At 63.9% G+C, this 24,232-nt stretch carries 20 protein-coding genes; 11 read left to right on the plus strand and 9 right to left on the minus strand.

Going from position 1 to position 24,232, the window contains the following annotated elements; genetic code table 11:
* Positions 1-99: 99 nt before the first annotated feature.
* Complete coding sequence (locus PRN20_RS04495) at positions 100-549, plus strand: hypothetical protein (protein ID WP_273955860.1); 450 nt, start codon at positions 100-102, stop codon at positions 547-549.
* Between the two features lie 702 nt (positions 550-1,251).
* Positions 1,252-4,176, plus strand: coding sequence for a hypothetical protein (locus tag PRN20_RS04500; protein WP_273955861.1), 2,925 nt, complete (start codon positions 1,252-1,254; stop codon positions 4,174-4,176).
* Between the two features lie 170 nt (positions 4,177-4,346).
* On the opposite strand, the gene PRN20_RS04505 is transcribed toward PRN20_RS04500, so the two are convergent.
* The 3 genes from PRN20_RS04505 to PRN20_RS04515 form a co-directional block, all read right to left on the minus strand.
* Positions 4,347-5,072 carry a hypothetical protein gene (locus PRN20_RS04505; protein WP_273955862.1) on the minus strand — a complete coding sequence of 242 codons (726 nt, stop codon included), beginning with the start codon at positions 5,070-5,072 and terminating at the stop codon, positions 4,347-4,349.
* A gap of 18 nt (positions 5,073-5,090) precedes the next feature.
* Complete coding sequence (locus tag PRN20_RS04510) at positions 5,091-7,397, minus strand: hypothetical protein (RefSeq protein ID WP_273955863.1); 2,307 nt, start codon at positions 7,395-7,397, stop codon at positions 5,091-5,093.
* 120 nt (positions 7,398-7,517) lie between these two features.
* Positions 7,518-7,688: a hypothetical protein gene (locus PRN20_RS04515; RefSeq protein WP_273955864.1), complete on the minus strand. Its 171-nt coding sequence runs from the start codon at positions 7,686-7,688 to the stop codon at positions 7,518-7,520.
* Between the two features lie 453 nt (positions 7,689-8,141).
* On the opposite strand from PRN20_RS04515, the gene PRN20_RS04520 reads away from it, so the two are divergent.
* Both PRN20_RS04520 and PRN20_RS04525 read left to right on the plus strand, forming a co-directional pair.
* The gene (locus PRN20_RS04520; RefSeq protein ID WP_273955866.1) at positions 8,142-8,699 is read left to right on the plus strand and encodes a type 1 glutamine amidotransferase domain-containing protein; all 558 of its coding nucleotides are present in this window, start codon (positions 8,142-8,144) and stop codon (positions 8,697-8,699) included.
* Between the two features lie 157 nt (positions 8,700-8,856).
* Positions 8,857-9,708, plus strand: coding sequence for an aldo/keto reductase (locus PRN20_RS04525; protein WP_273955867.1), 852 nt, complete (start codon positions 8,857-8,859; stop codon positions 9,706-9,708).
* A gap of 207 nt (positions 9,709-9,915) precedes the next feature.
* Here PRN20_RS04525 and PRN20_RS04530 read toward each other — a convergent pair whose 3' ends face one another.
* The 6 genes from PRN20_RS04530 to PRN20_RS04555 form a co-directional block, all read right to left on the minus strand.
* Positions 9,916-10,347 carry a low affinity iron permease family protein gene (locus tag PRN20_RS04530; protein ID WP_273955869.1) on the minus strand — a complete coding sequence of 144 codons (432 nt, stop codon included), beginning with the start codon at positions 10,345-10,347 and terminating at the stop codon, positions 9,916-9,918.
* A gap of 192 nt (positions 10,348-10,539) precedes the next feature.
* The gene (locus PRN20_RS04535) at positions 10,540-10,833 is read right to left on the minus strand and encodes a hypothetical protein (protein WP_273955870.1); all 294 of its coding nucleotides are present in this window, start codon (positions 10,831-10,833) and stop codon (positions 10,540-10,542) included.
* Between the two features lie 168 nt (positions 10,834-11,001).
* Complete coding sequence (locus PRN20_RS04540; protein WP_273955872.1) at positions 11,002-11,415, minus strand: hypothetical protein; 414 nt, start codon at positions 11,413-11,415, stop codon at positions 11,002-11,004.
* A 364-nt stretch (positions 11,416-11,779) separates the two neighbouring features.
* Complete coding sequence (locus PRN20_RS04545; protein ID WP_273955873.1) at positions 11,780-13,594, minus strand: SLC13 family permease; 1,815 nt, start codon at positions 13,592-13,594, stop codon at positions 11,780-11,782.
* A gap of 41 nt (positions 13,595-13,635) precedes the next feature.
* The gene (locus tag PRN20_RS04550) at positions 13,636-14,838 is read right to left on the minus strand and encodes a M20/M25/M40 family metallo-hydrolase (RefSeq protein WP_443112527.1); all 1,203 of its coding nucleotides are present in this window, start codon (positions 14,836-14,838) and stop codon (positions 13,636-13,638) included.
* A 40-nt stretch (positions 14,839-14,878) separates the two neighbouring features.
* Complete coding sequence (locus PRN20_RS04555; RefSeq protein ID WP_273955875.1) at positions 14,879-16,429, minus strand: AbgT family transporter; 1,551 nt, start codon at positions 16,427-16,429, stop codon at positions 14,879-14,881.
* A gap of 258 nt (positions 16,430-16,687) precedes the next feature.
* On the opposite strand from PRN20_RS04555, the gene PRN20_RS04560 reads away from it, so the two are divergent.
* The 7 genes from PRN20_RS04560 to PRN20_RS04590 all read left to right on the plus strand — a co-directional run bounded on the left by PRN20_RS04560 (position 16,688) and on the right by PRN20_RS04590 (position 24,152).
* Positions 16,688-17,215, plus strand: coding sequence for a hypothetical protein (locus PRN20_RS04560; protein WP_273955876.1), 528 nt, complete (start codon positions 16,688-16,690; stop codon positions 17,213-17,215).
* A gap of 262 nt (positions 17,216-17,477) precedes the next feature.
* Positions 17,478-17,933 carry a type III secretion system chaperone gene (locus PRN20_RS04565; RefSeq protein WP_273955877.1) on the plus strand — a complete coding sequence of 152 codons (456 nt, stop codon included), beginning with the start codon at positions 17,478-17,480 and terminating at the stop codon, positions 17,931-17,933.
* 10 nt (positions 17,934-17,943) lie between these two features.
* Positions 17,944-20,211: a protein kinase domain-containing protein gene (locus PRN20_RS04570; protein WP_273955878.1), complete on the plus strand. Its 2,268-nt coding sequence runs from the start codon at positions 17,944-17,946 to the stop codon at positions 20,209-20,211.
* A 131-nt stretch (positions 20,212-20,342) separates the two neighbouring features.
* Positions 20,343-20,798 (plus strand): type III secretion system chaperone, encoded by a 456-nt coding sequence (locus tag PRN20_RS04575; RefSeq protein WP_273955879.1) that lies wholly within the window; start codon positions 20,343-20,345, stop codon positions 20,796-20,798.
* 41 nt (positions 20,799-20,839) lie between these two features.
* Positions 20,840-22,093, plus strand: coding sequence for a hypothetical protein (locus PRN20_RS04580; protein ID WP_273955880.1), 1,254 nt, complete (start codon positions 20,840-20,842; stop codon positions 22,091-22,093).
* Positions 22,094-22,175: 82 nt separating this feature from the next.
* Complete coding sequence (locus PRN20_RS04585; protein ID WP_273955881.1) at positions 22,176-22,634, plus strand: type III secretion system chaperone; 459 nt, start codon at positions 22,176-22,178, stop codon at positions 22,632-22,634.
* 51 nt (positions 22,635-22,685) lie between these two features.
* On the plus strand, positions 22,686-24,152 hold the full coding sequence (locus tag PRN20_RS04590) for a hypothetical protein (protein WP_273955882.1): 1,467 nt from the start codon (positions 22,686-22,688) through the stop codon (positions 24,150-24,152).
* Positions 24,153-24,232 lie beyond the last annotated feature (80 nt).

Raw genomic sequence — 24,232 nt, forward strand, 5'->3', positions numbered from 1 at the left:
AAACGTCTCGGACGTCCCACGGGCAGGTTGTGTGAGAACCTGTATTCGGCCTGAAGCGGCGGCCGGTCTCTAGTCTGCTTGAGGGGGAGGAACACTGTCGTGCTGGATCGCTTGCACTGGAGCCGCAGCGGGGACAGTTTCGTTTCGTACCCAGAAGGCGAACGGTTCCCCCATCGTGTCGCGAGGGTGTCGCCCGAAAGCTCGATCGCCGGAGCATGGAACTGGTCAGTGACGTACGACCAGGCGCGCACTGGCGGCGTGGCAGAGGCCCTGCAGAAGGCGTCGGAGTCGGCCGAGGTGGCGTGGCCATTGGTGAAAGCACAGGCCGCTCGCTTTGGGGAGCGCGTCGAGTGGGAGCGCCGAATGCATGCGCTGCTCGACAAGGCTCAGGCCGGGAAGATCGAGCCTGAGGCCTTTCCCATCAAGGCCGCGAGCCCCGAAGAATTGGACTGGATTCTGGCGAGGGCTTTCAAACGACCAGACTCACCTGGCCTCGAACGCTTGATCGAAGCCATCTCCCAGGTACGGTCGCTGCGCCGCACCAGATAGGCCGAAAGGTGTTCTCGCACGAAGATGACAGAAAAACGCCGTCGGGGCATAGATGTCACCTTCCAAGCGTCAGCACTGTAGTGCGGCGGCAAGACTTGTGGCCAGTTGTCGAGCGTCATATGCTGCCGTACCACTGGAACGGGGCACGCGATGCGAGTTCGCAACGCAATACGTCGGCTCGCACCGCTTGCTTCGACGTTAGTTCTATTCATTTTTCTGATATGCCCTCAAGTCGCCCAGGGAGAAAGCCTTAGGTGCTCGGACGAAACCTTGCCAACCGAGAGCCTAACGTCGGCCGAGCTAACGACCGTTGGCGCGATCTGGCGTCAGCTCGGCCCTGGTAGCTCGAGCTCTGGTCCGCTGGGCTGTCCGGTCGAAGCCAGGGTCTGGACAGACTTCCCGTTTGCCGGCGTCAGGTTTCAGCGTGGATGGATACTGCTGGGAAGGCTGGGCCTTGTAGGCAGCGAAGTGGCGGTCGTCCGCGGCCTTTCCACTGTCACCGTGTGGTCGAATGGCATCGCTGGACCACTATTTGTGAATAGTCCGCTAGCTCAATTCATGGGGCAAACACTCCACACTGGTGGGCCGTCGCCAGCGGAACCGGCCGTCTGGAGCCGAGGCGGAGTGACGATAACAGCTATACCGGGCAACGAGACGACACTCTTCCGTTGCCAATCTACTCAGTGCCAGCAGGTCTTACCGATGCTGCCAACGACAAGGTATGTCTTCGACCTGGCAGGTTCGCTTGAAAAGGAGTTCCTCGCGAAACCCGACTCCGGTCAGTTTGCATCAAGGGTTAGTGCAGCCTTGGCGCCATGGCTGGCCTGTTACGCCGGGCGTCCTTCCACGTCGGTCGAGGTATGGGACGAGAACCCGATCGTTGGCGTTCACTTGCTGATGAGATCGACCGATCCATGTCCTTTGACCGGGAAGCCTCCTCGATCGCTCGCCATCGAATGGCTGCAGACCGCCACGCTGCCACCCGGCCAGCTGCCCGGCACGACGACGAAGGACCAGCCTTGGCTTGAACGGGAAATTGGTGGATGCGAGCGTTTTGGTGATCTGGACGTCGCGGTCCTCCAGATTACCCACCTTCTGCTCGAGTTCAAATCACAGCTTACCCCAGAGATTCTCGACCGCTGGCGTCTGATGCTGAAGCCATATGGCGGGCTGCCGCGGCTCCACCCCTACGTGGATCCGCACGGGGAGTGCTTCGCCTTCAAGGTGATCGAGACCGAAAATCACATCCTCCTGCAGGAAGTCGGGCGGATCCTCGTCAACCAGCTCATGGCTGAAATAGACCCGAGTGACGCGTACTCGAACACCCTGAACGAACCATGGCTGCGTAGCTTTCTTCTCCAGCTCGTGCGGCGGGATTTCTACGAGTTCAATTCGCTTCCCTACAGCCGGTACCAGCTGAAGGCTCTCCTGGCGCTGAATAACTTCGCCCAGAGCCCAGTACTCAAGAAGAGCGCCGAGGGAGTGCTCAACTGGCTGGTTGCAAAGCATGCGCTGTCCGCGAACCTCGATCGAGATCATCGAACATATAGGCGGCAACCAACGCCCCAGCGCTATGGGAAAGCATCCTGGTGGGGTTCTGGGAACGTTGCGACCGTTCCAATGCTATCGCTGCTCGTCGGGCCCTTGCAGCACGCCCATCAGGACGTCGATCTCGAAAGTCGGTTGGCAGGCGGGGAGGAAGGCTTCTCGGCGATCCCGAACGTCAAGGACTTCCCTGACCTCGGAACTATGCACGAGAACAATCTCGTCGCGATCATCGATGTCGCAACCACCAGCTACAGGGTCCCGCCCGCCCTGGTGGGTTGGCTGGAACATCGGTTCACCTCAGATGAGGCCAATCGGGTCACCTACCTTCAGGCGTTCTCGCACACCTCGCCGCTCCAGGACGACCCGAACCTGTTTCGGCAAGCGAATGGCGGGGTTGAGCTGTCGTCGGGCAACCGGAATTGGTCGATCGTCGCCGGCGGCGTTCCGGTGCCACCCGGAGACCCGGGCAAACTGCCTGGCGGCATCAGTTGGGGTGCCCATGGAGTATGGTCAGGGGGCGTGGCTGGGAGCGTTGCAGGGGTGGCTCTGGCCGGGACGCCTGCATTTGCCCCCGTTGCAGCCGTTGTCGCCGCCGTTGGAGTGTTATCCGAGGCATTGTCCGACAATCGGGCCCGGGAAGCGCAATCCGATATCCTGTGGCGCGAGCAGCCCGCAATAATGCGGGAGACAATCCTGATCCCGACACCCAATGGCCTGAGCCGTTCCCAAACCATTAGGTTCGGCAACACTCTGGTCACTCCGTTCTCGTCCCCAGTGTCGCCCAAAGTGATCGGCAACCGGCTTTGTGTGACGCACGGCTTCGCCTGCGGGTTCGACCTTCGAATGCCCACGAGGCCATTTCCGGACGCCCCATTGGAGGGATGCCCATTCCAGACAACCTTGCCTCCTCAACTGGAAGTGGCGTCGCTTGAGGTGGTTGCCGACGGAAGGCAGCTGAAGGACTGGCTCGGATGCCTCGTCTATGGTGCCCAGCCCGACGACGTCGGCGGTTGGCGGATTTGGCAGTACGAAAGCGGGGCGCTTGCCATTTCCGACGGAAAGACCACCGCTGTCTGGGTCGAAAGGGACGCTCTGGGCAAGGCTACGAGAGTTCGGTACCGCTTCAGGGACCCAGGGACGCCGGATGACCTGTTCTTTATGGTGGCGACCTTGAATCGAACGCAGCTGCCGCTGGGCGCCGTCCCAGGTGGGTCCCCCTGGAAGTTCATCGCAGATCCGGGAGAAGCGGAGTTTGGTCGCGGAGATCTCGAGATTGAGGGCGACCACTCGGCGCCGGTCGAGGTCGTGCTCGCGAGATGCGGATTCTACAATTTCCACACCACGGGTAGGTTTTGCGCAGGCGACGTCCCGCCCCTGTATGTCGACGTTTCGGACTGGCCGAAACAGCCGTTCAGCTGTGCGGTGGAAAACTTCCGCGGCCAACTGCTCGTCATGGAGGTCGGAAGCTGCCCTGGTACCAACAGTCCCTACGGCTTCTATGTTGCAGTCAAGCGGTACGACTGCACTCGAGGGCTGTGCCCGCCGTTCGCCCAGAGCTATGGCTTCGTGGTGGTTGCGCCATCGCGGGGCTGGTCGCGTCAGGAGTTCATCGACCTGGTGTTGCCGTCTATCGACGCCCAAGAACTCCTGGGCGGAGGCCAGTTCAGGACAGGACAACTCGTGAGCGTCGCCGTCCCCGTCAGTCCGCCGGTATCTTCAACGCCCGACGGGTGGCGGCCCAGCGGTCCTGCATCGGCCCACGGCGTCACCTTTCAGTGGACAATTAGCGGTGACGCTCAGGTGCTGATGGACGTCCTAGACAGCGAGACCGCCGGCATCCTTGCACAGCCTCATCCAGCGTGGCCAACGGCCCACGGGGCCGTGTTCGCGCCAGATGTCGACTCCACGCGCTCCTTCCCCCTGTTCCAGAGCGGGGGCAACGGCTGCTTCACGGTCGCTGGGCTTCCCACGGTGAGTGAAAGTGATCCGCCCGGGCTATTGGTTGATATGCGAGGGACAGGGGTGCCATTCATCGACAATACCATGCCGTCATCTGCGCTCGGAGGTCGGTGCTCCTGAATGGATCGGGGCGCTCGCCGTTACCTGGCTGTGAGAATGTGGGCTAGATTGCGCTAATCCCGCCAGCGGTTTACTTCACCAAATCAGCGATCTCCCTCGCGGACTCCTCGTCCAGCGAGTGCACGACGTCGTTGGTGATCGGGGATCCAGGTTTGCCGGCAACCTCGGCTCTACCGCCAGGAAGCGCCGGCGATGCATCCGAATCCGGATCCGAACGAGGCGCTCACGACGTTCGAAGACAATAGGGAGGCCGTCTCCTTGTCGGCCGCCGACATTCGCACCTCACCAGTGCCCGCATCGAAGCGCTCCGTCGCCCCGGACCACGACCACGCATCAACCTCCTGGTTGTTCAGGCCGGCGTAGATGCCGCAGCCGCCCCGTTTGATGCTGGATAGCGTGACACTCCGCGAGCCCGAGGCGGATGCATCACCATCAGTCAGGTCGGTACTTGTCGGCGTCGTGGACCGGTAATTCTCGATCAGCCACAGGTCCGCTCCTGCCCGATTGAGGGCGGAGGCGCAGACTGCTGCTACCGCATGCGTCCCCGCTGAGACCTCCCGTGAGAAGATCGCGATGGGGTTGCGTCCGTTCGAAGTGAAGGCATGCCTGGTGGCGCTCCCGCCACCGATCGTGGACGAGGACCAACTATTGCCCACCCCCGTGCCGCGGCCGTAGACGATGTAGGCCAGCAGCCCGGCCCGTGGCACCGAGACATTCCCTAGGGAGTAGTTTGTGGTGTCGCTGTTGTTGGTCAGGTGCGTGAGGTAGGTCAGCGTCACCGGCGCGAAGGAACGGAAGAAGGGCGTCGCGGCCAGCAGCATCAGGCCACCTTCAGGATAGACATCGCCTTGATGTCGGAGTTCAGCCAGGCTGGCTCGGTCATTGGTCGTCTCCATGTTGAAGGGGTTAGGAGGTCACCAGTTGGCCGCCCAGCTCGTGCCGTCGCTGGCGGTCTTGGACTGACCCCACGAGGTGGACTTGCTCTGCGACCTAGTCGGCGCCGTGACTGCCGGCCTCTGGACAGGCTTCGGCGGGGCGACCTGCTTGTAGGTCACCACCTCCACGGTCTTGGGCGGGGCGGGCGGCGCCTTCACGATCGGCTTCTGAACGGCATTGGTGACGTTCTGGATGGCCGCCAGCTGGTCCTTGGTGACCATCCCGCCTGTGGCAGCGGTCTGCACCTGGGACCCGTCCCCGTACTTCTTGACCCACGCGTCGTAGTCCGGGTTCCGGATGGTCGTTTTCACCGGGACGACCGGGGCCGTGCTGGGCATCGCCACGTTCGGGCGGACGCCGGCCGGGAGTTCGCCCGTGCCGGCGAGCCCCTGCCCCGTCGAGTAGATGCTCTTGGGCGGAGCGGCCGCGGTGCCCTTGAGCGAGGACATCGCGAAGCGCTGATCGGCCGTAAGCGCCGGAGCGGTCCGGGCGGCTGGCCCCAGAGGGGCATCAGGCCGCCCAACGACCACCGGCGCGACAGTGCTGGGCGGCGGTGCGGTGGGCGTTCCTGGTTCCGCTGCCACTGGGGCCACAGTCGCAACCTTCGACACATCTCGGATCGCCTGCATCTGGGATGCGCTCGGCGGAGCCGCCAGCGGATGGACGCCGATGAGTTCTGCGAGGCTGGGCGGTCTCGGGTTCGGCGCCGCCGGCGAAAGCCCCGAGCCCAGCAGGCTCCCCAACCCCTCGTCCATTAAGGTCGCACGAGCCTGGACAGCGCTTTGATCCATCGGAATGGCGGCAGAGGCGATCCGCCTCTCCGTTGCCGGCTTCCTGGTCCCTTTGCCCTGCGCAACCTTAGCCCGCAGGTTCTCCGCCTTCTTCGCGAGATTGCCTCCGGCCGCGGCCTTGGCGGCCGATGCGACCACCGGTACCGCAGCATAGGCCGGCCCCAGGTGCGTGGCGAGCAGGCCATGCAGGAGGGTCTTGAACCCGGTGTCAGCGCTCAGCCGGCCGACGTTGCGCAACAGGTTCGCACCGTCGCCAGACTTCACGATCTTCTCCATCTCGGCGATCTCCTCTGCCGAGAACCCCGCCCGCTTTTTCTTGTTCAACAGGATCGAGTTGAAGGCGCGCTTGATCGCCCCGTTCACGTCACCAGTGGCCGCCGCCGCCTTCAGGTCGGCTGCGTACAAGACGTCCTCGATGACCTCCGTCTTGCGCCAGCGGGTGTTCAGTTCCCGAGCGGTCAGGATGGCCTCGTTGGCCAGCTTGCCGTCGCCGGCGAGCATATCTCCGGCTCCCGCCTTGGCGATGAAGTCGTCGATCTCGTCCATGATCACGCCGCCGAAGTGGCGCTCGCTCATGTCGGAGGACTGGAGCAGATCCCGGCGCACCTCCTGCCGGAGTTGGTCGAGCTCGGTGAGCGTCAGCCCCCCCTTATGCTGGTTCGCACCACGAGCCTTGAAGTCCTCGATCAGCGACCACGCCTTCGGATGGCGGGTCTGAGAGATGTTGCCGGCCTTCGCCGCCGCTTCCACCTGGGCGACCATCTTGCCGTATCCCTGAGGGCTGTATTTCACGCCCAGCGTATCGGCGACCTTGTAGGCCTCGGTCTTGAGGGTCTCGAGGTCGTCTCCGGACAGCGTAGCCTTGGGCTTCACACCGGCGGCAGCAAGGCGGTTGGCGGCCACGACGAACGCGCCTGTAGTGGCGCCGCCCGCCAACTGCCCCACAAGCTCGGCCCACGGGTTGTCGGGAGCGAGTTGCTCGGCTGTCGCCGCACCGGCGCCCGACCCCATCGCTGTTGCGATGGTCGCCAGCGGCTTGGTCATGCCGAAGGGTAGCGCTGCGCCAACCTCCTGTGCGATGCGCCGTACCACCTGCTTGTTGGGTTCCTCGCTCTGCGGCTTCACGGCGCCGGACATCTCCATGAGTTCGAGCGCCGGCTTCCCCGGATCGGGGATGTGGTTCGGGCCCTTGAAGTCGGTCCCCGCCACGGCGTTGACCGCTGTCGGGCCGACCGAGAGGACCGAGTTGGCGAGCATGGCGGGAACGCTCATCGCGTTCGCCAGGCCCTCGTTCACACCGGACATCGCTTCGCTGGCGTAGCTCTCGTTCCACGGCTGCTTGGTCTGCTGTGTGATCGCGCCGACCTTTTCCTGGATGGCCCGCGACTCCATCGAGAACTTCTTGCCGGCCGGGGCCTGCTCGACGGGCACACCGCCGAACCGCGGCTTCTTCGCTTCAGGGGTGCTGACCGGGATGCCGCCAAATCGTGCCATCAGGGCTTCCTGTTACCGTTGGCCGTCATCGGGATCGACACCTGCGGCGCGGTTACTCTGCGGCTGGCAGGACGGCCTTGCCCGAGGGTTTGCGAGAGGGGCGACACGCGTGGCCATGGTCTACGCCGCCTGGCTGACGTCGGCGAGGGCCTTCACGATCGCGCGGCGAATGAACTGCGCCTCAGTAATGTCCAGCTCTTCGGATTTCCGAGCTACGAGCGTCTTCTGCTCGGGTGTGACCCGGGTCTTGAGATACTCAGTCTTCAGCGGTTTCGGCGCGGGCATCGACATGTGGATCTCCGGATGGCAGGTTCAAATGAGGATGAAGGTGTTCGCCTCGCAGACAAAATCTGCTGGAGAATCACGACATCTACGGGCGTTTCACTTGCGCCCACGCGCGGTCGTCGATCGTGCACCTAGGTTCCTCGGAACATCGACATCGACATTTCTCAAGTTGTGCTCGCGAGCGCCACGTACATGTACAAAACCGTCCTCGGCGACTGCGTCGGTATCGTGCAGGCTGCTGGCGGGGAGACGTTCTTCGGCGTTGTCCGGCATCGGGACACTCCTTGTACTCCGTGAAACGTTCCTCGGCGCCTTTCGTGCCGCGCATCGAGATGTTCGCCGTGAGACGCCGAGACTCGCGGACCTGAACATCCGGCGCGCGGCTTGACGACCGTCAGTTCACGGCACACCGGCAAAGGCTAGAGCACTGGTGATAGATCATTTCGGCAGGACGCAGACATGGCAGGTCGTCTGGAAGGCAAGAAGATCGCGATCCTCGTCACGGACGGGTTCGAGTACGTGGAACTGGTGTTGCCGCGCGAGGCGCTGGATGACGCCGGCGCCCAAACCTCCATCGTCTCGCCCAAGGATGGGCAGGTCCGTTCCTGGAACTTCACCGACTGGGGCGAGAGGCTCAAGGTCGACGTCCCACTGGTCAAGGCGCGGGAGGCGGATTTCGACGCGCTTCTGCTGCCGGGAGGCGTCATAAACCCGGATTTGCTCCGCATCGATGATACAGCCGTGGCCCTCGTCAGAGCTTTCTTCGACGCGGGCAAGCCCGTGGCAGCTATCTGCCACGGCCCATGGACAATAATAAACGCCGGCGCCGCGAAGGGTCGGCGTATGACCTCATGGCCGTCGCTGATAGCCGACCTCAAGAACGCTGGCGCCGACTGGGTCGATCAAGAAGTGGTCGTCGACGGCAATCTCGTTACGAGTCGCAAGCCAGACGACATTCCGGCTTTCAATGAGGCCATGATCATGCTGTTCGCCGGCCAGCTCGCCACGGCACGCTAGGCCTGCACCCTGCAAAGGTGGGAAATCAGCGATCAATGGCCAGTGTGCAGCACACACCGCGACACTATCCGTGGACGGCGCCCGAGGTGCAGGGGCCGTGGTCATGACCGATTGTCAGCCGGAACACTCCAAACCGGCATTCGCAGCAGGAGCACCCATGGCTGTACTGACCACGCTCCGAACCGTCAGCCTGCCCAACGGTGAAGTCATACCCGCGCTGGGTCAGGGCACCTGGTACATGGCCGAGGATCCACGACGGCGGCCCGACGAGCTCGCAGCGCTGCGCCTTGGCATCGACCTGGGCATGAGCTTGATCGACACGGCGGAAATGTACGCCGACGGCGAGGCCGAAGTGCTCGTCGGAGAAGCGATCGAAGGACGCCGCGACCAAGTCTTTCTGGTCAGCAAGGTCCTCCCCCACCATGCGACCGTACGCGGGACCATCGCGGCTTGCGAGGGCAGTTTGCTGAGGCTTGGAGTCGAAGCGATCGACCTTTACCTGCTGCATTGGCCCGGTCCCATTCCGCTCGAGGAAACACTCGAGGCGTTCGAAAGGCTCGTGGCCGCGGGCAAGATCGGCAACTGGGGGGTCAGCAACTTCGACCTCTCTGACATGCAGGATCTCATCGATATTCCCGGCGGCCGGCAAGTGAGCACCAACCAGGTGCTCTACAATCTGCAATACCGTGGCATCGAATACGACCTGCTGCCTTGGTGCGAACGCAGCGGACTGCCGATCATGGCCTATTCCCCGATCGAGCAGGGGCGAGTTCTCGATCACGGGGTGCTCAGGTCCGTGGCTGCGCGGCATCACGCCACGCCGGCGCAAGTGGCGCTCGCCTGGGTACTTCGGAAAGACAATGTCTGCGCGATCCCGCGAGCGAGCAACGCGGCGCATGTTCGGGAGAACCGCCTGGCGCTCGACATGCATCTGTCGGCGGCCGACTTCGCCGACTTGGATCGCGCGTTTCCGCCTCCCACCCGAAAGCAGCCCCTCGCGGTGCACTAGGCCCCGCGAACCAGGTGCTCGATGGCGTCGACAACCTCGACTACTGGACGGGCAAGAGCGACAAGAGCAATCGGAACGATTTCCTCTACTACTACGAAGCCGACATCAAGGCTGTCCCGCTTGGACCTCGGCAACTCGTCGAGTACCCTTGCGTGTCGTCGGGTGGGGCCTGTCCCCATGGTTCGCCGAACGACGGCAGATCTGCTCTCATCGTTTCTTACATTCCACTGAGGCCTCGCGCTGGACGCTGGTCTGATCAACCAGATCGTCGACCAACTCCGAAGCCTGTTCTTCCACCTTGCGCCGCTCAGCCTCGATCTCGGCCGCGTCCTTGTGCTCGATGCCGACGATCTTGTTCGTCGCTTTGGAGTGTTCGATCAGGTAGTCGAGCTTTACGTGCAGCGCCGCTTCACTTCTCGCGCCAGCCACGAGGATCACCCCCGAGATCACGATGGCCGCGACCGACAGGAAGATGTTGAAGCCGAACATGAAGCCCTCCTCAAAGTGCAGGAGGGCGCCGATGGCGATGCCGATGAGCAGCACCAGGAAGGTACTTAAGAACCCCTGCCAAGTGGACAGGAACTCGGCCAGCAGGTTGATGAATCCGCTGACCCGATGGGAAAGATGAGGGCGTTTCATTTTCTGGTCTTTTTGGCGCTTCTGCTAGGGGAACTCCCGTGATGCGCGGAGGTTCAAACGTGCCCGGTTGTGCAGCCGATCCAAGCTGGAACCTATCGCGCACGCCCCAATTGAGGACCCAGACGCCGATGGACCGCGACTTGGAGTGGCGGCATTCCGAGAACCGCCACCCTGATGAAGTCGATAGCCCTGCTATTTCACCAGGTCCGCGACGATCCTTGCAGACTCGGCATCGAGCACATGCGTGACCTCGATCTTGATCGGGTCGCCCTTCGAGCCCGACACTTCGGTCGAGACCCGCTCCCGGTAATTCTCGGGCCGGTGAGCCTTCAGAAGCAGCTCGAGCATCCGGTCCGAGTATTCGAGATAGTGGCCGGTGACCTTGCCCTTGTAGACGATGGGCTTCTTCGTGCCCTCAGCGGCTCTACGCCAGGCCTCCCGCTCGAGGCGGTCGGCGGCCTCTTGCTCAGCTTCGTCCCAATCCATGGCGAACTGGGCATCGGTCCGATGGTCGTAGACAGAACGCCGAGAGATACCCGCTGCACGTGCCGCCTCGGACACGTTACAAGTTGAGCGTAGCACCTCTAGAAACTTCTCACGTGCGCGATCTGTGAACTTTGTGCGGTTCGCCACTATTACCCCCTTCGGCCCTCGTCACTCATCACAGCCCTCGAGCATGGAAAACGCTTTGCTACGCCGACCGCCGCCATGGTCGCACTTCGGCTTGGGCGATTGCTCGTCTACGACGGCGTCGAAGAGGTCATCTCGTATTGCGGCTGAGGTGACCCGATGTATCCAGTCTTCGGGATCTAGGCCACGTGCCAGGGCGAGCTCTTCGAGGCGCCTGAGCTCATAGGTGCTCAGCGTGATCTGGAAGTCGACCCCGTCGCGCCGGCGATCGCATATCCGATGCCTTCGCCACTGACCTCTTATGGTCTCGGGCGATGTCCCATCAGCAAGGAACTCGGCAATGGCTCTGGCAGTCCTTCCACGGCCGGTCAGGTACCCGATAAGCATAGCCTTGGCGGTGGACCAGCGCGGTTCGAACTGTGGGGCGCCCAAGCTCATGTAGCTACTCCTGGCGGCACGTACAGCTTCCGTACAGATTGCTCCCGATGTTTCCGGGTTGTTCCCGGTGGTTTTCCGGGGGTCATGCCCAGATTCGCGGAGCGCCTGTGTTTCCGAAGGCAGAGGTCACAGGTTCGACTCCTGTCGGGTGCGCCAAAGTTCCTGGGCCGCCGCGAGTGCCGCAGGGGCCCGACTTATTCGACCAGTACAGCTTCACCCACATCAGGCCTCCGCCGCCCGCCCCTAACCGCGGTGGCGAGCTGTACCAAGAGGTCGGCCAGACCGAAGGTCAGGGCACCTCCCAGTGCGCCGGCCAATGCCCGGCGTACCCGTCTGTGGTTTCATGCTCCGGCGGGTGACCGTCCTAGAAGTGCCAGATCAGCGGAACGACGAACACGGCGATGACGAAGAACCAGAGCAGCAGCGGCAGGCCGAGCTTCCAGTAGTCGCCGAAGGCGTAGCCGCCGGGTCCCATCACCATCAGGTTTGTCGGGGTTGCTATGGGCGTCAGGAACGCGGCTGCCGCTGCCACCGCCGTGCTCATCAGCACCGGTCGCGGTGAGATGCCCATGGCCGTCGCTGCGGCAACCCCGATCGGGATGATGATGAGGGCCGTGGCGGTGTTGCTGATCAGCTGGCCCATGATTGCCGTCAGCACGAACAGCCCGGCAAGCAGGGCGTAGGGACCGGCGGGGCCGACATGCTTGACCAGTTCGGTGGCGAGAAACTCAGCCGCCCCGGTCTGCGCCATGGCGGTGGACAGCGGCATGAGTGCCCCCACCAGGATGACAGTGGTCCAACCCACGGAACGGTAGGATTGCTCGACGGTCATGATGCCGGAGAGGACTATCGCGCCCGCTGCCAGCAGGCCGGCCACCACCGGGGGTACCAGTCCGGTCGCCAGCAGCACGACCATTGCAGCGAGAATGACAATGGCCTGCGCAGCACCCGGCCCCATCGGCAATGCCTGCCGCCTCACCAGTTCCGGAGAGCTGACGACCAGCACGTCCGGATCGGTCAGGTTGACGTCGAGAGCCTTCCAGGTGCCCTGCAGCAGGAGCGTGTCGCCTGCCTGCAACGCAATTCGTCCGGGCTTGCCGCCGAGCGATCCGCCGGCGACACTGTCGCCCGCCCGATGTACGGCCAGGATGATCAGGTCGCCACTCTCGGTCACCATGCCCGGGAACACCTCGTAGCCGACGAGCCCGGATCGCGGCGGGATGATCACTTCGGCGAGGCCCGACCTTCGGTTGAAGAGTGTCTCCGCTCCGTCCTGTCCCTCGTCGTCAAGCAGCGTCAGTTGCATGTCCCGGGCGAAGGCGGCGACCGCGTCAGGCTCGCCCTTGACGATGATGTGATCCCCGCTGGCGATCTCGCGGCGACGAAGCGGCTTGGCCGTTTCTCCATCCTGAACCGCTACGAGCGCCAGGAGCGGCCAGCTCTTCATATCGATGTCCGCAGGCGATCGGCCGACAAGCTGCGAGCCTCCGCGCACCCGCATGCTGAAGATGCCGGAGGCGAGGCCGTACTGCTCGACAAGGGTCTTGGCATGGCGGCTGAAATCGGCGGGCATCGTCGCACCGTTCCGCTGGGGCAGGAGGCGCGCGCCGAACAGGATGATGATCAGCATCGTGCCCGCCAGCAGCGGCAGGCCGACCAATGCAAACTCGAAGACGCCAAAAGTGCCGCTGCCCGCGTCGCCGCTTGCTTCGGACACGAGGACATTGACCGGCGAGCCGGTCAGGGCCAGGAGCGAGCCGGCGTGCGCGGCAAAGACCATCGGCAGCAGCAACTGGGAGGCGAGCCGCTTGAGCCTGACGGCAGTCACAACGACGACCGGAAGCAGGGCCGCCACGGCGCCGTTCACGCTGATCAGCGCCGTCAGCAGCGAGACCAGCAGCATCATGAGCAGAAGCAGGCGGGCGCGGCTGTGCTCGCCTGCCCCACGGATGAGCAGTTGACCCGCCCAGGCGGTGACCCCGGTCACCTCGAGGCCGGCGCTGACGACAAAGAGCGTGGCAATGAAGATGACGGCCGGATCGCCGAAGCCGGACAGGGATTGCTCGATGGTGAGCAGGCCGGTCAGCCAGAGCGCCAGCGTGATCATCATGGCAACGACGACCACGGGCAGCTTGTTGGAAACGAACAAGACTACCGCGACCGCGACTATGACGGCCAATCTGGCTCAATCGATCAGCCCCTCTGCGCGGCGGTTGATGTTCAGTCCTCGATGGTGGCGGCCAGGATGGCCAGGCGGCAGCCCTTCTCGAACTCGGGAAGGTTGACGTACTCCTTGATGGTGTGGATCTCGGCCTGCCCTGCGCCGATAGTCACGGTAGGGATGCCGTGCTTGTCGAGCCAGTTGGCATCGAGGCCGCCGTTCGAGAACTGGTAGTTGGGCGTGATGCCCAGCTGCTTCATCGCCCGGGCAACGCGCATGACGACAGGGCTTTCCTGCGTCAGCTCGAACGGCGGATACGATGTCTTGCGGGTGAAGCGAACCTCGGCGGTTCCGCCCTGATCGTCCGGCACCTCGGTCCGCGCCTGTTCGAACGCCCGGCCGAAGCCATCGGCGATCCGGACTGCGAAGCTTGCTTCCGGACTGCGGGCCTCGCCTTTGATGAACGCATAGTCGGTGACCACGTTGGTGGCGTCGCCGGCCGGCCCACCATCCCTGCCGCCGAAAATGCCGACATTGCTTGTGCCGCGTCCATCTGGCTTGACCACCTTGCCGAACCAGCCCTCCTCCCGCGCCCGGGTCAGGCCGATGGCGCCCACCAGCGTCGCGGAGATGCCCTTTTCGGGCGCCACGCCGGCATGGGACGCCTTGCCGGTTATCTCGACTTCCCAGTTCTCCTGACCGACTGCCCCGACGATCAGGTCCGAGGATGCCTGGCCGTCGATGTTCACGCACATGACGGCGCCGCCCAGCTGGGCCGGGTCGAGCTCGCGCGCCCCGTGCAGGCCGCTCTCCTCGCGAACGGTGAACAGCAGCGTGATCGGCGGATGCGGCAGGCCATGCTTGAGGAGCGTCTCGGCGACGACGACAAGGGCGGCAACCCCGGTCCGGGCATCACCTCCGAGGGCCGTGGTCCCGTCGGAGACGATACGATCGCCCTCGCGTCGCGGCTTGGCTCCGGCACATAGCGGCACGGTGTCGAGGTGCGTGGAGAACAGCAGGCGCGGTCCGGGCCGGGTGCCGGGCAAGTCCACTATCAGGTTGCCGGTCTGCGTAGGGAGCGGGATGCGCTTGTTCGCGTCGTCGAAGCGGATCGCATCGGCGGGAACGCCAGCGGCGATCAGGGCCTTGCTGACGGCCGCGGCAATGTTGGCCTCTTCGCCGGTTATCCCCTCGACGGAGAGGAAGTCCATCAGGTGCTTTTCGGCCGCGGCTACATCCAGCGGAATGGACCGGTCGTTCATGGCGTTCATCCCATCAGTCAGGGTGATCTTCGAAGCGACGTCACAGCCCCCAGGGCAGTCCCAGGATCTGCCAAAGGGCGAACAGGGCCGTCCACGCGACAAACATCACGGCGGTATAGGGCAGCATCAGCGAGACAACGGTGCCGACCCCCGCGTGCTTGTCGTATCGCTGGGCAAAGCCGACCATCAGCGCGAAATAGGCGTTGAGCGGCGTGATGGCATTCATCGGCGAGTCGCCGACCCGATAGCCGGCAAGAACCGCCTCGGGCTCGACGCCGAGCTTCATCAGCAGCGGCACGAAGATGGGCGCAAAGATCGCCCATTTGGCGATGGCGCCCGTCAACAGCAGGTCGATGACGGCGACGACGACGATGAAGCCGATCAGCAGCGGCAGGGGCCCGAACTGCGCGCTCTGGAGCACGCCGCCGAGGCTGAGCGCCAGCACCGTGCCGATGTTGGTATAGGTGAAGTAGGCGACGAACTGGCTGAGGACGAAGAACAGGAAGATCGTCGGGCCGAGCCCGGTGACCGCCTTCTCCATGGCCGCGATGACATCGGACAAGGTGCGCAGCGTGCCCGCGCCGATACCGTATGCCCAGCCGGTCACGAGGAACATCAGGATGATGAGGGTGATCAGCCCGTTCATGAACGGCGAACTGCCGATGAGATCGCCGGTGACCGGGTCGCGCAGCGGGGCCCCGGCGGGAACCGTCAGCAGCAGGAAGACGACGATGAGCCCGATCAGCCCGAACAGCGCGAACCGCAGTCCGCGGGACTCCTCGGGGGAGAGCTTGGCGTCGACGGCCTCGTGAGCCGGGACCGTCGCATCGTCGGGAGCATACTTGCCCAGCCGGGGCTCGATCATCTTGTTGTTGATGATGGCGATGACGCCCGTGAGGAGTACCACCGAGGCAATCGAGAACCAGATGTTGGATGCAAGACCGACGCTCGCATTCGCATCGACCAGCCGGGCGGCGTCGTTGGTAAATTCAACGAGGACCGCATCGAGCGGCTTGATGACCACGTTTACGGTGAAGGCGCCAGCGACGGCCGCAAAACCGAGCGCCAGGCCAGCGAGGGGATGCCGCCCGACGGTGAGGAACGCCACGCCGGCCAGCGGCAGCAGCACCAGGTAGCCGGCATCGGCGGCGATACTGGAGAGGATGCCCACGAAGGCAAGGATGTAGGCGAGTGCCCAGCCAGGTGACACCGCGACCAGCTTTCGGATCAGCGCCGAAACGAGGCCGGACTCTTCGGCGACGCCCGCGCCAATCATCGCGCCGATCATCAGCCCGACGGCAGTGAACCCCATGAAGTTGGGTATCAGCGATTCATAGAGAAAGCGGATGCCTTCGATGTCGAGCAGGCTGCGGATTGCCACTTCCTGCTGCTCTATTTCGTTGGTTTCGGGGTTGATGGCCTCGAAGCTTATCGACGTCCCCAAGAAACTCAGGACCACCGACAGCACGATTACGATGGCTATGAGGATGAGGAATATGATGACCGGGTGAGGCACCATGTTGCCGACCCGCTCGACGCCATCGAGAAACCTCTGCATGACGGTCTTGCGCGCTTCAGTTGACGCAGCCATGACCTACACCTTGTTATTCGCGGCCCTTGGCGCGCTGCTGAGCGAGGCGATGCGATCAACGGGTATGTGACGAATATGAGGATCACGATAGCCAGCCGTCAGTTAGGTCGAACAACCTCAGATATTCTCTAATGTCGGCTCGGTAATTATTTTCGACATTTACGACATATCTATACGTCGTCTACGCATCTATTGATAGATTTGGTCCGGAGTCCGGGCTATGGTTTCGTTTACTGCAGTGTAAGTGAGGAGCGTGCGATGACGGTCCCAAGCAAGGCGGAAACGAGCCTGCTGTCCCACGACGAGTTCGAACTCGTTCGTCGATCCCATCACCCTGAGATCTACGAGCTCTCCGGGGAGGAACTCCGGTCGGTCCAGAAGCGTGTTCGTGACCTTCGCGACAAGGAGCGCACTCTCGCCTGGCAAAGGCGGAGGGAAGTGCGAGGCAAGGCCAACGCCGCGAGGGGCGGGAGCTTTCCCGGCACGGCCGAGCAGTCTCTCAGGCGGAAGCAGGTGTTCGCCGCCGCCCTCCAGCGCGTCAACCGGGAGACGAGCCGGCTCGAAAAGCTGACGGCTCGCAGTGTGCATTCCGACAATGCGCGCAGGGCTCTGGAAATGCGCAGGGCGGGGGAGTCGGTGCACCATCCTGACTCGGGCCGCTCGCCGCACACGGGCATGACGAAGATCAGCAACCCGAAGCGGCAAACCAGGGTCAATCCGGCGAAGGTCGGAAGGGTCTCGCAGGCAACCAAGCGATCCCAGGCAGCGCGCGACGCGAGGAGCTGACACCTCCATCGAGGCACCTCTACTGCTTCTAGCGATCGGGCCTCAGCCCGTTGGCGATGGATGCCTCCCAAGGCCAAGGGCCTGGGCCCTCCGCGCTGGAACAGCCTGCCCCTCGTTTCCTCGCTCTTGCGTCCCTCCCCCCGCCTCGGCCGTCGGCAATGCAGTGTTATGTTCGTCACACCGCGCCGGGTCGGCCGATGGCAGTTTGCGGGTCGATGATTTGCCATGCGTCGTGGACGCTTCAAGGGTCGCCGGGGAGACTATGGAAGATATCGAGTTTGACCGTCTGATGGGCGAGGTCGGTCCGCTGGACGACATGATCCTTGCCTGCCTCAAGACGCCGGACGGCGCCTATGCGATCCGCTTCGAACAGGTCGATGTGCTGGTGGAGCGGGACGAGGATCGAGATCGGATCGCGCTGTCAGTCGAAATCGGCGCGCCGCCCCCTTCTCGCGCCCTCGAGGTCTACGAGACGCTCCTGAGCTACAACCTGCTCTGGCGGGAAACGGGCGGCGTGCGCATGGCGCTGACCGGCCGAAAGGGGAGCGTCGTACAGTTCGTCGACCTCACCGGCAACGAGATCAACGCGCGATCCATTGCCACCGTGGCCGCGAACCTCGCGAGCCTTACCGATATCTGGCGGGGTTTCCTGCAATCCACGGCCAGCGAGGCAGCCGCTCCGGCACCCATTGCCGCCGGCGACTTCATCCGCGCCTGAGGGGGCTGTCATGGCGAACGAATTCACCATCCGGCAGGGCACCACGGCCCAGCAGATCGAGAACTTCCTGACCAACGACGTCAACCAGGACCGCAAGGTCCTCGCCCGCCACAACAAGGCAGGCGAGGTCGTCCTGTATGAGAAGCCGCAGCCCAAGGGCCTTCTCGACAAGCTGTCGGCCTTCATCGATCGCCAGCTCGGCCGGACCGAGCGCCGGGAGAGCCGGGCGCTCGACGCCATCCAGAACGCCCTTGGTGAGGCCCTGAACGACTCGCCGCTGAAGCTGCGCAAGGCGCTGACCGATCGCATCAGTTCGGCGATCGGGCATCATTCGCAGCAGCCGCAGGGCAAGACGGCCGGCTTTCTCGGCGGTCTGTTCATGGCCATCCGAAGCCTGCCCAAGGACACCGTCAAGGTCACGTCCGAGTCCGGCAGTCCGAGCCTGCAGTCGCTGGGCATGACCCCGAACGACAAGGCGATCACCGATACCGCTCGGCTGCTGTCCCTCGATCCGGAAGGCACCGGTGACCTGCAAAAGCAGCTGGGCGACGCGATCCTCAAGAAGTTCCTGGCCGGCAACCCGAGCCTTGTGGACCGCGAGGGCTTCGCGCTGTCCGACGGCATCAAGCTGACCCTGGAACTCAGGGAGTCGCTCAGGGCAGCCATCGGGGCAATGGACCCTGCGCCTACCATCGAGGACGGCACGCTCGACAATCTGGTCGCGGGCGCATTCCGGCGCGCCGCCTCCCAGGTCCTGCCGGACAAGATCATCGACCAGACGGAGCAGGTGAAATGGAAGGACCAGAACGGGAAGGCCATCGAGAGGGACATGCCCTACATCGAGTTGGGCGGCAAGCAGTACAAGCCAACCGCCTTCCTCGGTGCCGGCGGATTTGCCGACGTTTTTGAGTACGTCTCGGTCGACGATGCCAACAGCAAGATCGCCCTGAAGGTGACGCGGGAGCTGGAGGGCGCGAACTACCTGAAGGGCAGCCAGGACCGGCAGGTCGACGACTACGCAAAGCTGGTGAAGTCCGCGGGCGATGAGATCACCCTGCACCAGAAGGCCTATGGCGATGGCTGCAAGCAGATCGTCGGCTATTCCGGCCACATGCGCATGCCGGATGGGAACTTCGCCGTCGCGATGGAAATCGCACCCAACGGCGACGTCCACGCCATGGGCGAGAAGCTCCTGAAAGCGGTCGAGGACGGGCAGCTGACGCTGGCCGAGGCGAACGTCCTGCGGCTGACCCTCGTCAAGGACATGCTGCGCGGCCTCGACTTCATGCACCAGAACCAGGGCATGACGCATTTCGACTTCAAGACGCCCAACTGCTTCATCGGCCCCGACGGCACGGCCAAGGTGGGCGACTTTGGGCTGACCATGAAGATGGGTGAGACCAAGGGCCTCGACCAGGTCACCGGACAGGTCGACAACCTGGCTTTCAAGGCCCCCGAACTGGTCCGCTCCGAAGACGTGATGCAGCGGGTGAAGGACCTGGCAGAGGAAACCGGCCAGCGCCTGATGAAGCCATTCATCGAGAAGCTGCAGAATGTGCTGCCGGGTGGTCCCAGGAAGGACAACCTCGTGCTTGCGATGGCACGGAACGTGTTTTCCACCCCGCTCGGGGAGATCGAAGAGCAGGCCAAGTCGGACAAGTCGATGCTGTTCTTCGACCGCACTGTCGACATCTGGGGCCTCGGCTCGTCGCTTCTCCACATGTTCACCGGCAAGCTCGTCGGCGACAACAAGACGAACTACGACACCCGCGACGACCTGATCGCGTTCGGTGGCAACCGCAACAGCCAGCCGCTGTCCGATCCGATCCAGGTAACCCTCACGAGGAAGGGGCCCGGGCCGGGCGGTATCGGCATGGTCGACGTGACGGAGGTGGTCGACATGCCTCAGCCGGGATCGGTCGGCCTCAAGACCGGCAACGACCAGGTCGACGACCTGCTGACCAGGATGCTGATGCCCGATCCGCGCGACCGCTGGAGCGCGGGACAGCTTCTTGACCATCCCACGCTTGGCAAACGCGGCGGCGTGGACAGCGACGAAGCGCGCGGCATGATCGTGGCGTTGAAGAGCGGGGACCCGCAGAAGATCGCCGAGGCGCGCCGGGCGCTGGCCGGCCTGATGCCGCAGTCGTCGGGAACCACGCCGTCGACCTCCTCGACGCCCACTCCGGAGAGCCTCACCCTCACGATGGAGGAGGTGGAGGCGCTGACGGGGGGCGACATCAAGATGCCGCCCCTGCCGCCAACCCCGCGCGGGTAGCGGCTCGAGAAGAGGGAACGCGCCGCAGGCCGGCGCGTGCTCTCACGTCCAGTGTGACGTCCGGCACAATGCGTCGCCGATGGTCGAAGTAGACAGAGTGCACGGCAATCGCTCGTCACGGGGAGAGGCAAGTGCGCGACGTCAACCACGCCATCGACAATCTGCGCCAGCTCACGAAGCTGCCGGGGCTGGATTTCGACGCTGCCGGCAACCTCACCCTGGTCTTCGACGGCGAGACGCCGATCAACCTGGCCAAGGTCGACGACAAGACGCTCGAGGTCTGGTCGGACCTCGGTGGGCTCGGCAGCGCCAACGACGCCGAAACGCTGCGCCGCCTGCTCGAGAGCAATCATCTGGGCGAGGGCACGGGTTCCGCCCGCCTCGCCGTTGCGCCCGGCCGGAACAGTTTCGTGCTGTGCGAGCGCATCGATGTCGAGCAGCTGAGCGACACGCAGTTCGGCGAGCGCATCATCGGCTTTCTCAAATACGTGACCTTCTGGAACTCCGCCGAGGCCGTGCGCTCGGTCGCGTCACGCAGCACGTCTTCTCCGGCCCTCGAGATCGGTGAACTCGTCTTCCGGGGCTGACCACTTCGACATCCATCGACACGTCAATTCAGGGATTGATCATGAGCGATATCGGAAACATCGGTGGCTCGAGGGGCATCCAGCCGACCGTTGTCGACCAGAATGTCGGCGGCACCGGCAAGGTCGGTGACCTCGGCGGCCACGCGGTGACGCAGGCCCAGACTGCGCAGACCCCGGCCAAGGGAAGCGGGATCGGCGACAAGATCGCCAACTTCTTCACCAACACGCTGCCCAAGTTCTTCTCCTCGGTCGGCGAGTCGATCTCGAACTTCTTCAGCCGGCTTACCGCGCCGGCGCAGCAGCCCACCCCGCGGCCGACGACCCAGACGACGGGGACCGCCCAGACGGGCGAGGTCGGAAAAACGCAGTCGAGCGCGCCCAAGAACGTCGGCGAATACTACGATGCGCTGAAGGGCATCATCGATCAGGCGCCCCTCGGGACGCTGGAGGGCACCTTCCTGCGCGGCGCCGAGTCACCGAACAAGTACGGCATCAAGCAGGAGTTCAAGCCGTTCGCCCAGAGCTGGGGGCAAAGCGTCCTCAACTCCCTGCCGCAGGACAGCACCGTTGCCTTCCGCCTGCAGAACTACGAGGGCGGCGAGGACATCTTCAAGGGGATGGAGGGCTCGGAAGGCAGGCTTCTCGGCACGTCCAGCTTCCCCAAGCTTGTTGACCCCGGGAAGGCCGGCGAGAGCATGAAGGTCATCCAGGACTGCTGGGACAAGCTTTTCGGCAGCGACCCGCAGTCCTCCAAGCAGATCGCCACCGGGCTGCCGGATGAGGTGAAGAACTACATCGCGTCCGGTCTCAAGGCCATCGACGACAGCAACATTCCGGACGACGTGAAGGGCAAGCTGAAGGATACCTTCCTCTCCGACGTCGTGCTGCGGTGTATCTCGCCAGCCTTGACGGATCTGTCCGTGCAGCAGCGGGACAATCCCAACGCCAAGGCCAGCCTGATCGAGATCACCAAGTTCATGACCACGATCTGCAACGGGCTCGATCCCACACAAGTGCAGAAGGAACCGGTGTTTCCGGGCTTCGTCGAGGCGTTCGGCGATCGGTACGACTCCATGCGCGGCAGCATGCTCGACATGCTGAGAGAAGCCGGCCGGCAGGGCACGCCCTACACGCCCCCTAACACTGGCTCCGACAACGGCCTCATCCTCACCATGGACGAGGTGAAGCAGCTGACGACACCGACCCCGACGCAACTGAGTTCCACGCTCATTCCGGACGACCTGAAGGTCAGTCCCTTCGACGACAGCAAGGATACGAACGGCTCCAAGCTGTGAGTATGCCCTCGTGTCCTGACCAGGGACGAGGTTGCAGTGATGGCGCGCCGGCCAGTGGTTTTTGCGGGCAGGGGAGAAACGAATGTCGGAGCATCTGAAACGGCTGATCGGCGAGATCGGTCCGGCCCTCGACCTCGAGGCAGTCCTGCAGGTCGCCGAGGGGCGCGAGTGGGAACTGGTCCTTGCCGAGGGGCTCTCGCTTCGCCTCGAATACGAGCCTTCCGACGATCGCCTGACCCTGACCGGCGACATCGCGCCACTGGGCCCTTCGCCGTCGCCGGACCTGCTCATCCAGATGCTGCAGTACAACTCGGCCTCGACCCAGACGGGCGGTGTCCGGCTGGCGCTGGACGCCGATCTCACGGCCCAGCAGATCTACGACACGCCTGCGGCGGGACTTGCGCTCTCCGACCTGAAGACTATCGTCCTCGGCCTCGCGGACAAGATCGTCGCCTGGCAGGGCGCCCTCGCGGGCGACCCGAAACCTGCGCCCGGCGAGGCGCCGGTCGCTTCCATGGATGCATACGTGTTCAAGATCTGACGCTGCGCCGCATTCGGTCAGGCGGACCACCAGACACAGGGAACTCGATAGATGGCACTCACTCCGACTTCGACGTTCTCGGACGTCATGCGCGTCACCCAGTTCAGCGACCAGTCGCACAAGGACAAGGCGCTCAAGAGCAGCGGCACCGACGTGCTCTATCAGAAGTCGTCCTTCAATACGGCGGGCGAGATCAAGAACAAGCAGTCCGGCGCGACCTACATCCAGAAGAGCCTCGATCGCGAGTACGGCGCCGGCTTCGGCGCCAAGGTGTTCACCCGCGCCAACACGTACCAGCCGGGGCTCAACCTCGATAAGGTGGTCAAGGGGCGCGATCTCGTCCTGCTCGACCGCGCGGCCGCGAACCTGCGCGCCGAGGACACAGTCGCGAACCTGCGCGCCCAGCTGGGAAACCCGGCCCGGGGGATTTCCGGCGCCCAGACGCAGAGCCTGCTCCAGCTCCTCGGCGACGGCCGGGTGGGTACCGGCAAGAAGATGGAAGCCGAAGTCCTGCTGCGTGAGGCGATCGGCAGCATCGGCACGCTCAGCGGCATGAAGGCGACCCTGCAGCCGCTCTCGCAGGCCGAGACGACGCAGCTGCTCCAGCTCCGCCAGGGCAACGGCAACGCCACCTTCTCGCTGGTGCAGCAGGAGATGATCAAGCTGGCGCCGGGCTCCGGCGGCAACACCGCGCAGAACCGCGCCACGCTGCTCACGCAACTGCCGCCCGGCGCGACGGTGGGCCAGGACGGCACCATTGGCGGAACGACCACGCTCAACACCCTTGGCGGCATCTTCCCCGGCCAGACAGGACTACCGGCGCCCCGCTTCGTCGATGTCATGAAGTTCATCGGCGACAGTCAGCTCGGCAAGACCGGCGAGACGCTCTCGAATGGGGTCACCATCGGCTCGCAGGCGAACAAAGACCTCTATCGCATGAACATCACGATCACCAACGGGACCAATCCGCCCTACAACTCGGTGACCGAGCGCACCAATATCGAGCGGCAGCACGGCGCCGACCAGGTGCCGACGCGGACGAACCTGTCCGTGGCCAACGCCATGATGTCGGTGAGCGGCAACAATGCGAACGTGGTGCGCGTCCTCAGCAGTGTCATCAACCAGCAGTTCTCGACGCCGCTGTGCCAGGGCTTCCGCTTGCAGAATGGCCAGGACTTCAAGCCGAACATCGCCAACTCGCTCAGCGAACCCAACGGCGTCCAGCTGGGCGGCAACGACACCGTTTCGCTGGTGCATCCCGGCGGAATCGGCAGGTCACAGGTGAACATCAGCAAGCAGCCGAACGGGGACTATCGCGTCGACATCAGCTACCCCTTCACCATGCGCCGGCCGAGCACCAACGATCACAACAGCAGCTTCGCCGGGCTGGGAGGGACGGTCATCCAGGGAACTGCGAATGCGTCCTTCACGATCGACGGGACGCAGGCCGGGCTCGGCAAACTGATGGTAGTCGAAAACGGATCGCCGACTGTCACCTGGAACGGCCACATGATCTGACGCGCCGAGCGACGTCTCGGCCGACGTGCTTTTGACTGGGGGCTCATCACTTCAACGTCTAGCGACACGAGGGATCGAGC

This window comes from Devosia sp. ZB163 (assembly GCF_028613635.1).
GTDB lineage: Bacteria > Pseudomonadota > Alphaproteobacteria > Rhizobiales > Devosiaceae > Devosia_A.

What these genes read in the sequence shown, in the direction of transcription:
- PRN20_RS04500 (WP_273955861.1), top strand. Translation starts at nt 1,252, where the DNA reads ATGCTGCCAACGACAAGGTATGTCTTCGACCTGGCAGGTTCGCTTGAA.
- PRN20_RS04505 (WP_273955862.1), bottom strand. Translation starts at nt 5,072, where the DNA reads ATGGAGACGACCAATGACCGAGCCAGCCTGGCTGAACTCCGACATCAA.
- PRN20_RS04510 (WP_273955863.1), bottom strand. Translation starts at nt 7,397, where the DNA reads ATGGCACGATTTGGCGGCATCCCGGTCAGCACCCCTGAAGCGAAGAAG.
- PRN20_RS04515 (WP_273955864.1), bottom strand. Translation starts at nt 7,688, where the DNA reads ATGTCGATGCCCGCGCCGAAACCGCTGAAGACTGAGTATCTCAAGACC.
- PRN20_RS04520 (WP_273955866.1), top strand. Translation starts at nt 8,142, where the DNA reads ATGGCAGGTCGTCTGGAAGGCAAGAAGATCGCGATCCTCGTCACGGAC.
- PRN20_RS04525 (WP_273955867.1), top strand. Translation starts at nt 8,857, where the DNA reads ATGGCTGTACTGACCACGCTCCGAACCGTCAGCCTGCCCAACGGTGAA.
- PRN20_RS04530 (WP_273955869.1), bottom strand. Translation starts at nt 10,347, where the DNA reads ATGAAACGCCCTCATCTTTCCCATCGGGTCAGCGGATTCATCAACCTG.
- PRN20_RS04535 (WP_273955870.1), bottom strand. Translation starts at nt 10,833, where the DNA reads ATGGATTGGGACGAAGCTGAGCAAGAGGCCGCCGACCGCCTCGAGCGG.
- PRN20_RS04540 (WP_273955872.1), bottom strand. Translation starts at nt 11,415, where the DNA reads ATGAGCTTGGGCGCCCCACAGTTCGAACCGCGCTGGTCCACCGCCAAG.
- PRN20_RS04550 (WP_443112527.1), bottom strand. Translation starts at nt 14,838, where the DNA reads ATGAACGACCGGTCCATTCCGCTGGATGTAGCCGCGGCCGAAAAGCAC.
- PRN20_RS04555 (WP_273955875.1), bottom strand. Translation starts at nt 16,429, where the DNA reads ATGGCTGCGTCAACTGAAGCGCGCAAGACCGTCATGCAGAGGTTTCTC.
- PRN20_RS04560 (WP_273955876.1), top strand. Translation starts at nt 16,688, where the DNA reads ATGACGGTCCCAAGCAAGGCGGAAACGAGCCTGCTGTCCCACGACGAG.
- PRN20_RS04565 (WP_273955877.1), top strand. Translation starts at nt 17,478, where the DNA reads ATGGAAGATATCGAGTTTGACCGTCTGATGGGCGAGGTCGGTCCGCTG.
- PRN20_RS04570 (WP_273955878.1), top strand. Translation starts at nt 17,944, where the DNA reads ATGGCGAACGAATTCACCATCCGGCAGGGCACCACGGCCCAGCAGATC.
- PRN20_RS04580 (WP_273955880.1), top strand. Translation starts at nt 20,840, where the DNA reads ATGAGCGATATCGGAAACATCGGTGGCTCGAGGGGCATCCAGCCGACC.
- PRN20_RS04585 (WP_273955881.1), top strand. Translation starts at nt 22,176, where the DNA reads ATGTCGGAGCATCTGAAACGGCTGATCGGCGAGATCGGTCCGGCCCTC.
- PRN20_RS04590 (WP_273955882.1), top strand. Translation starts at nt 22,686, where the DNA reads ATGGCACTCACTCCGACTTCGACGTTCTCGGACGTCATGCGCGTCACC.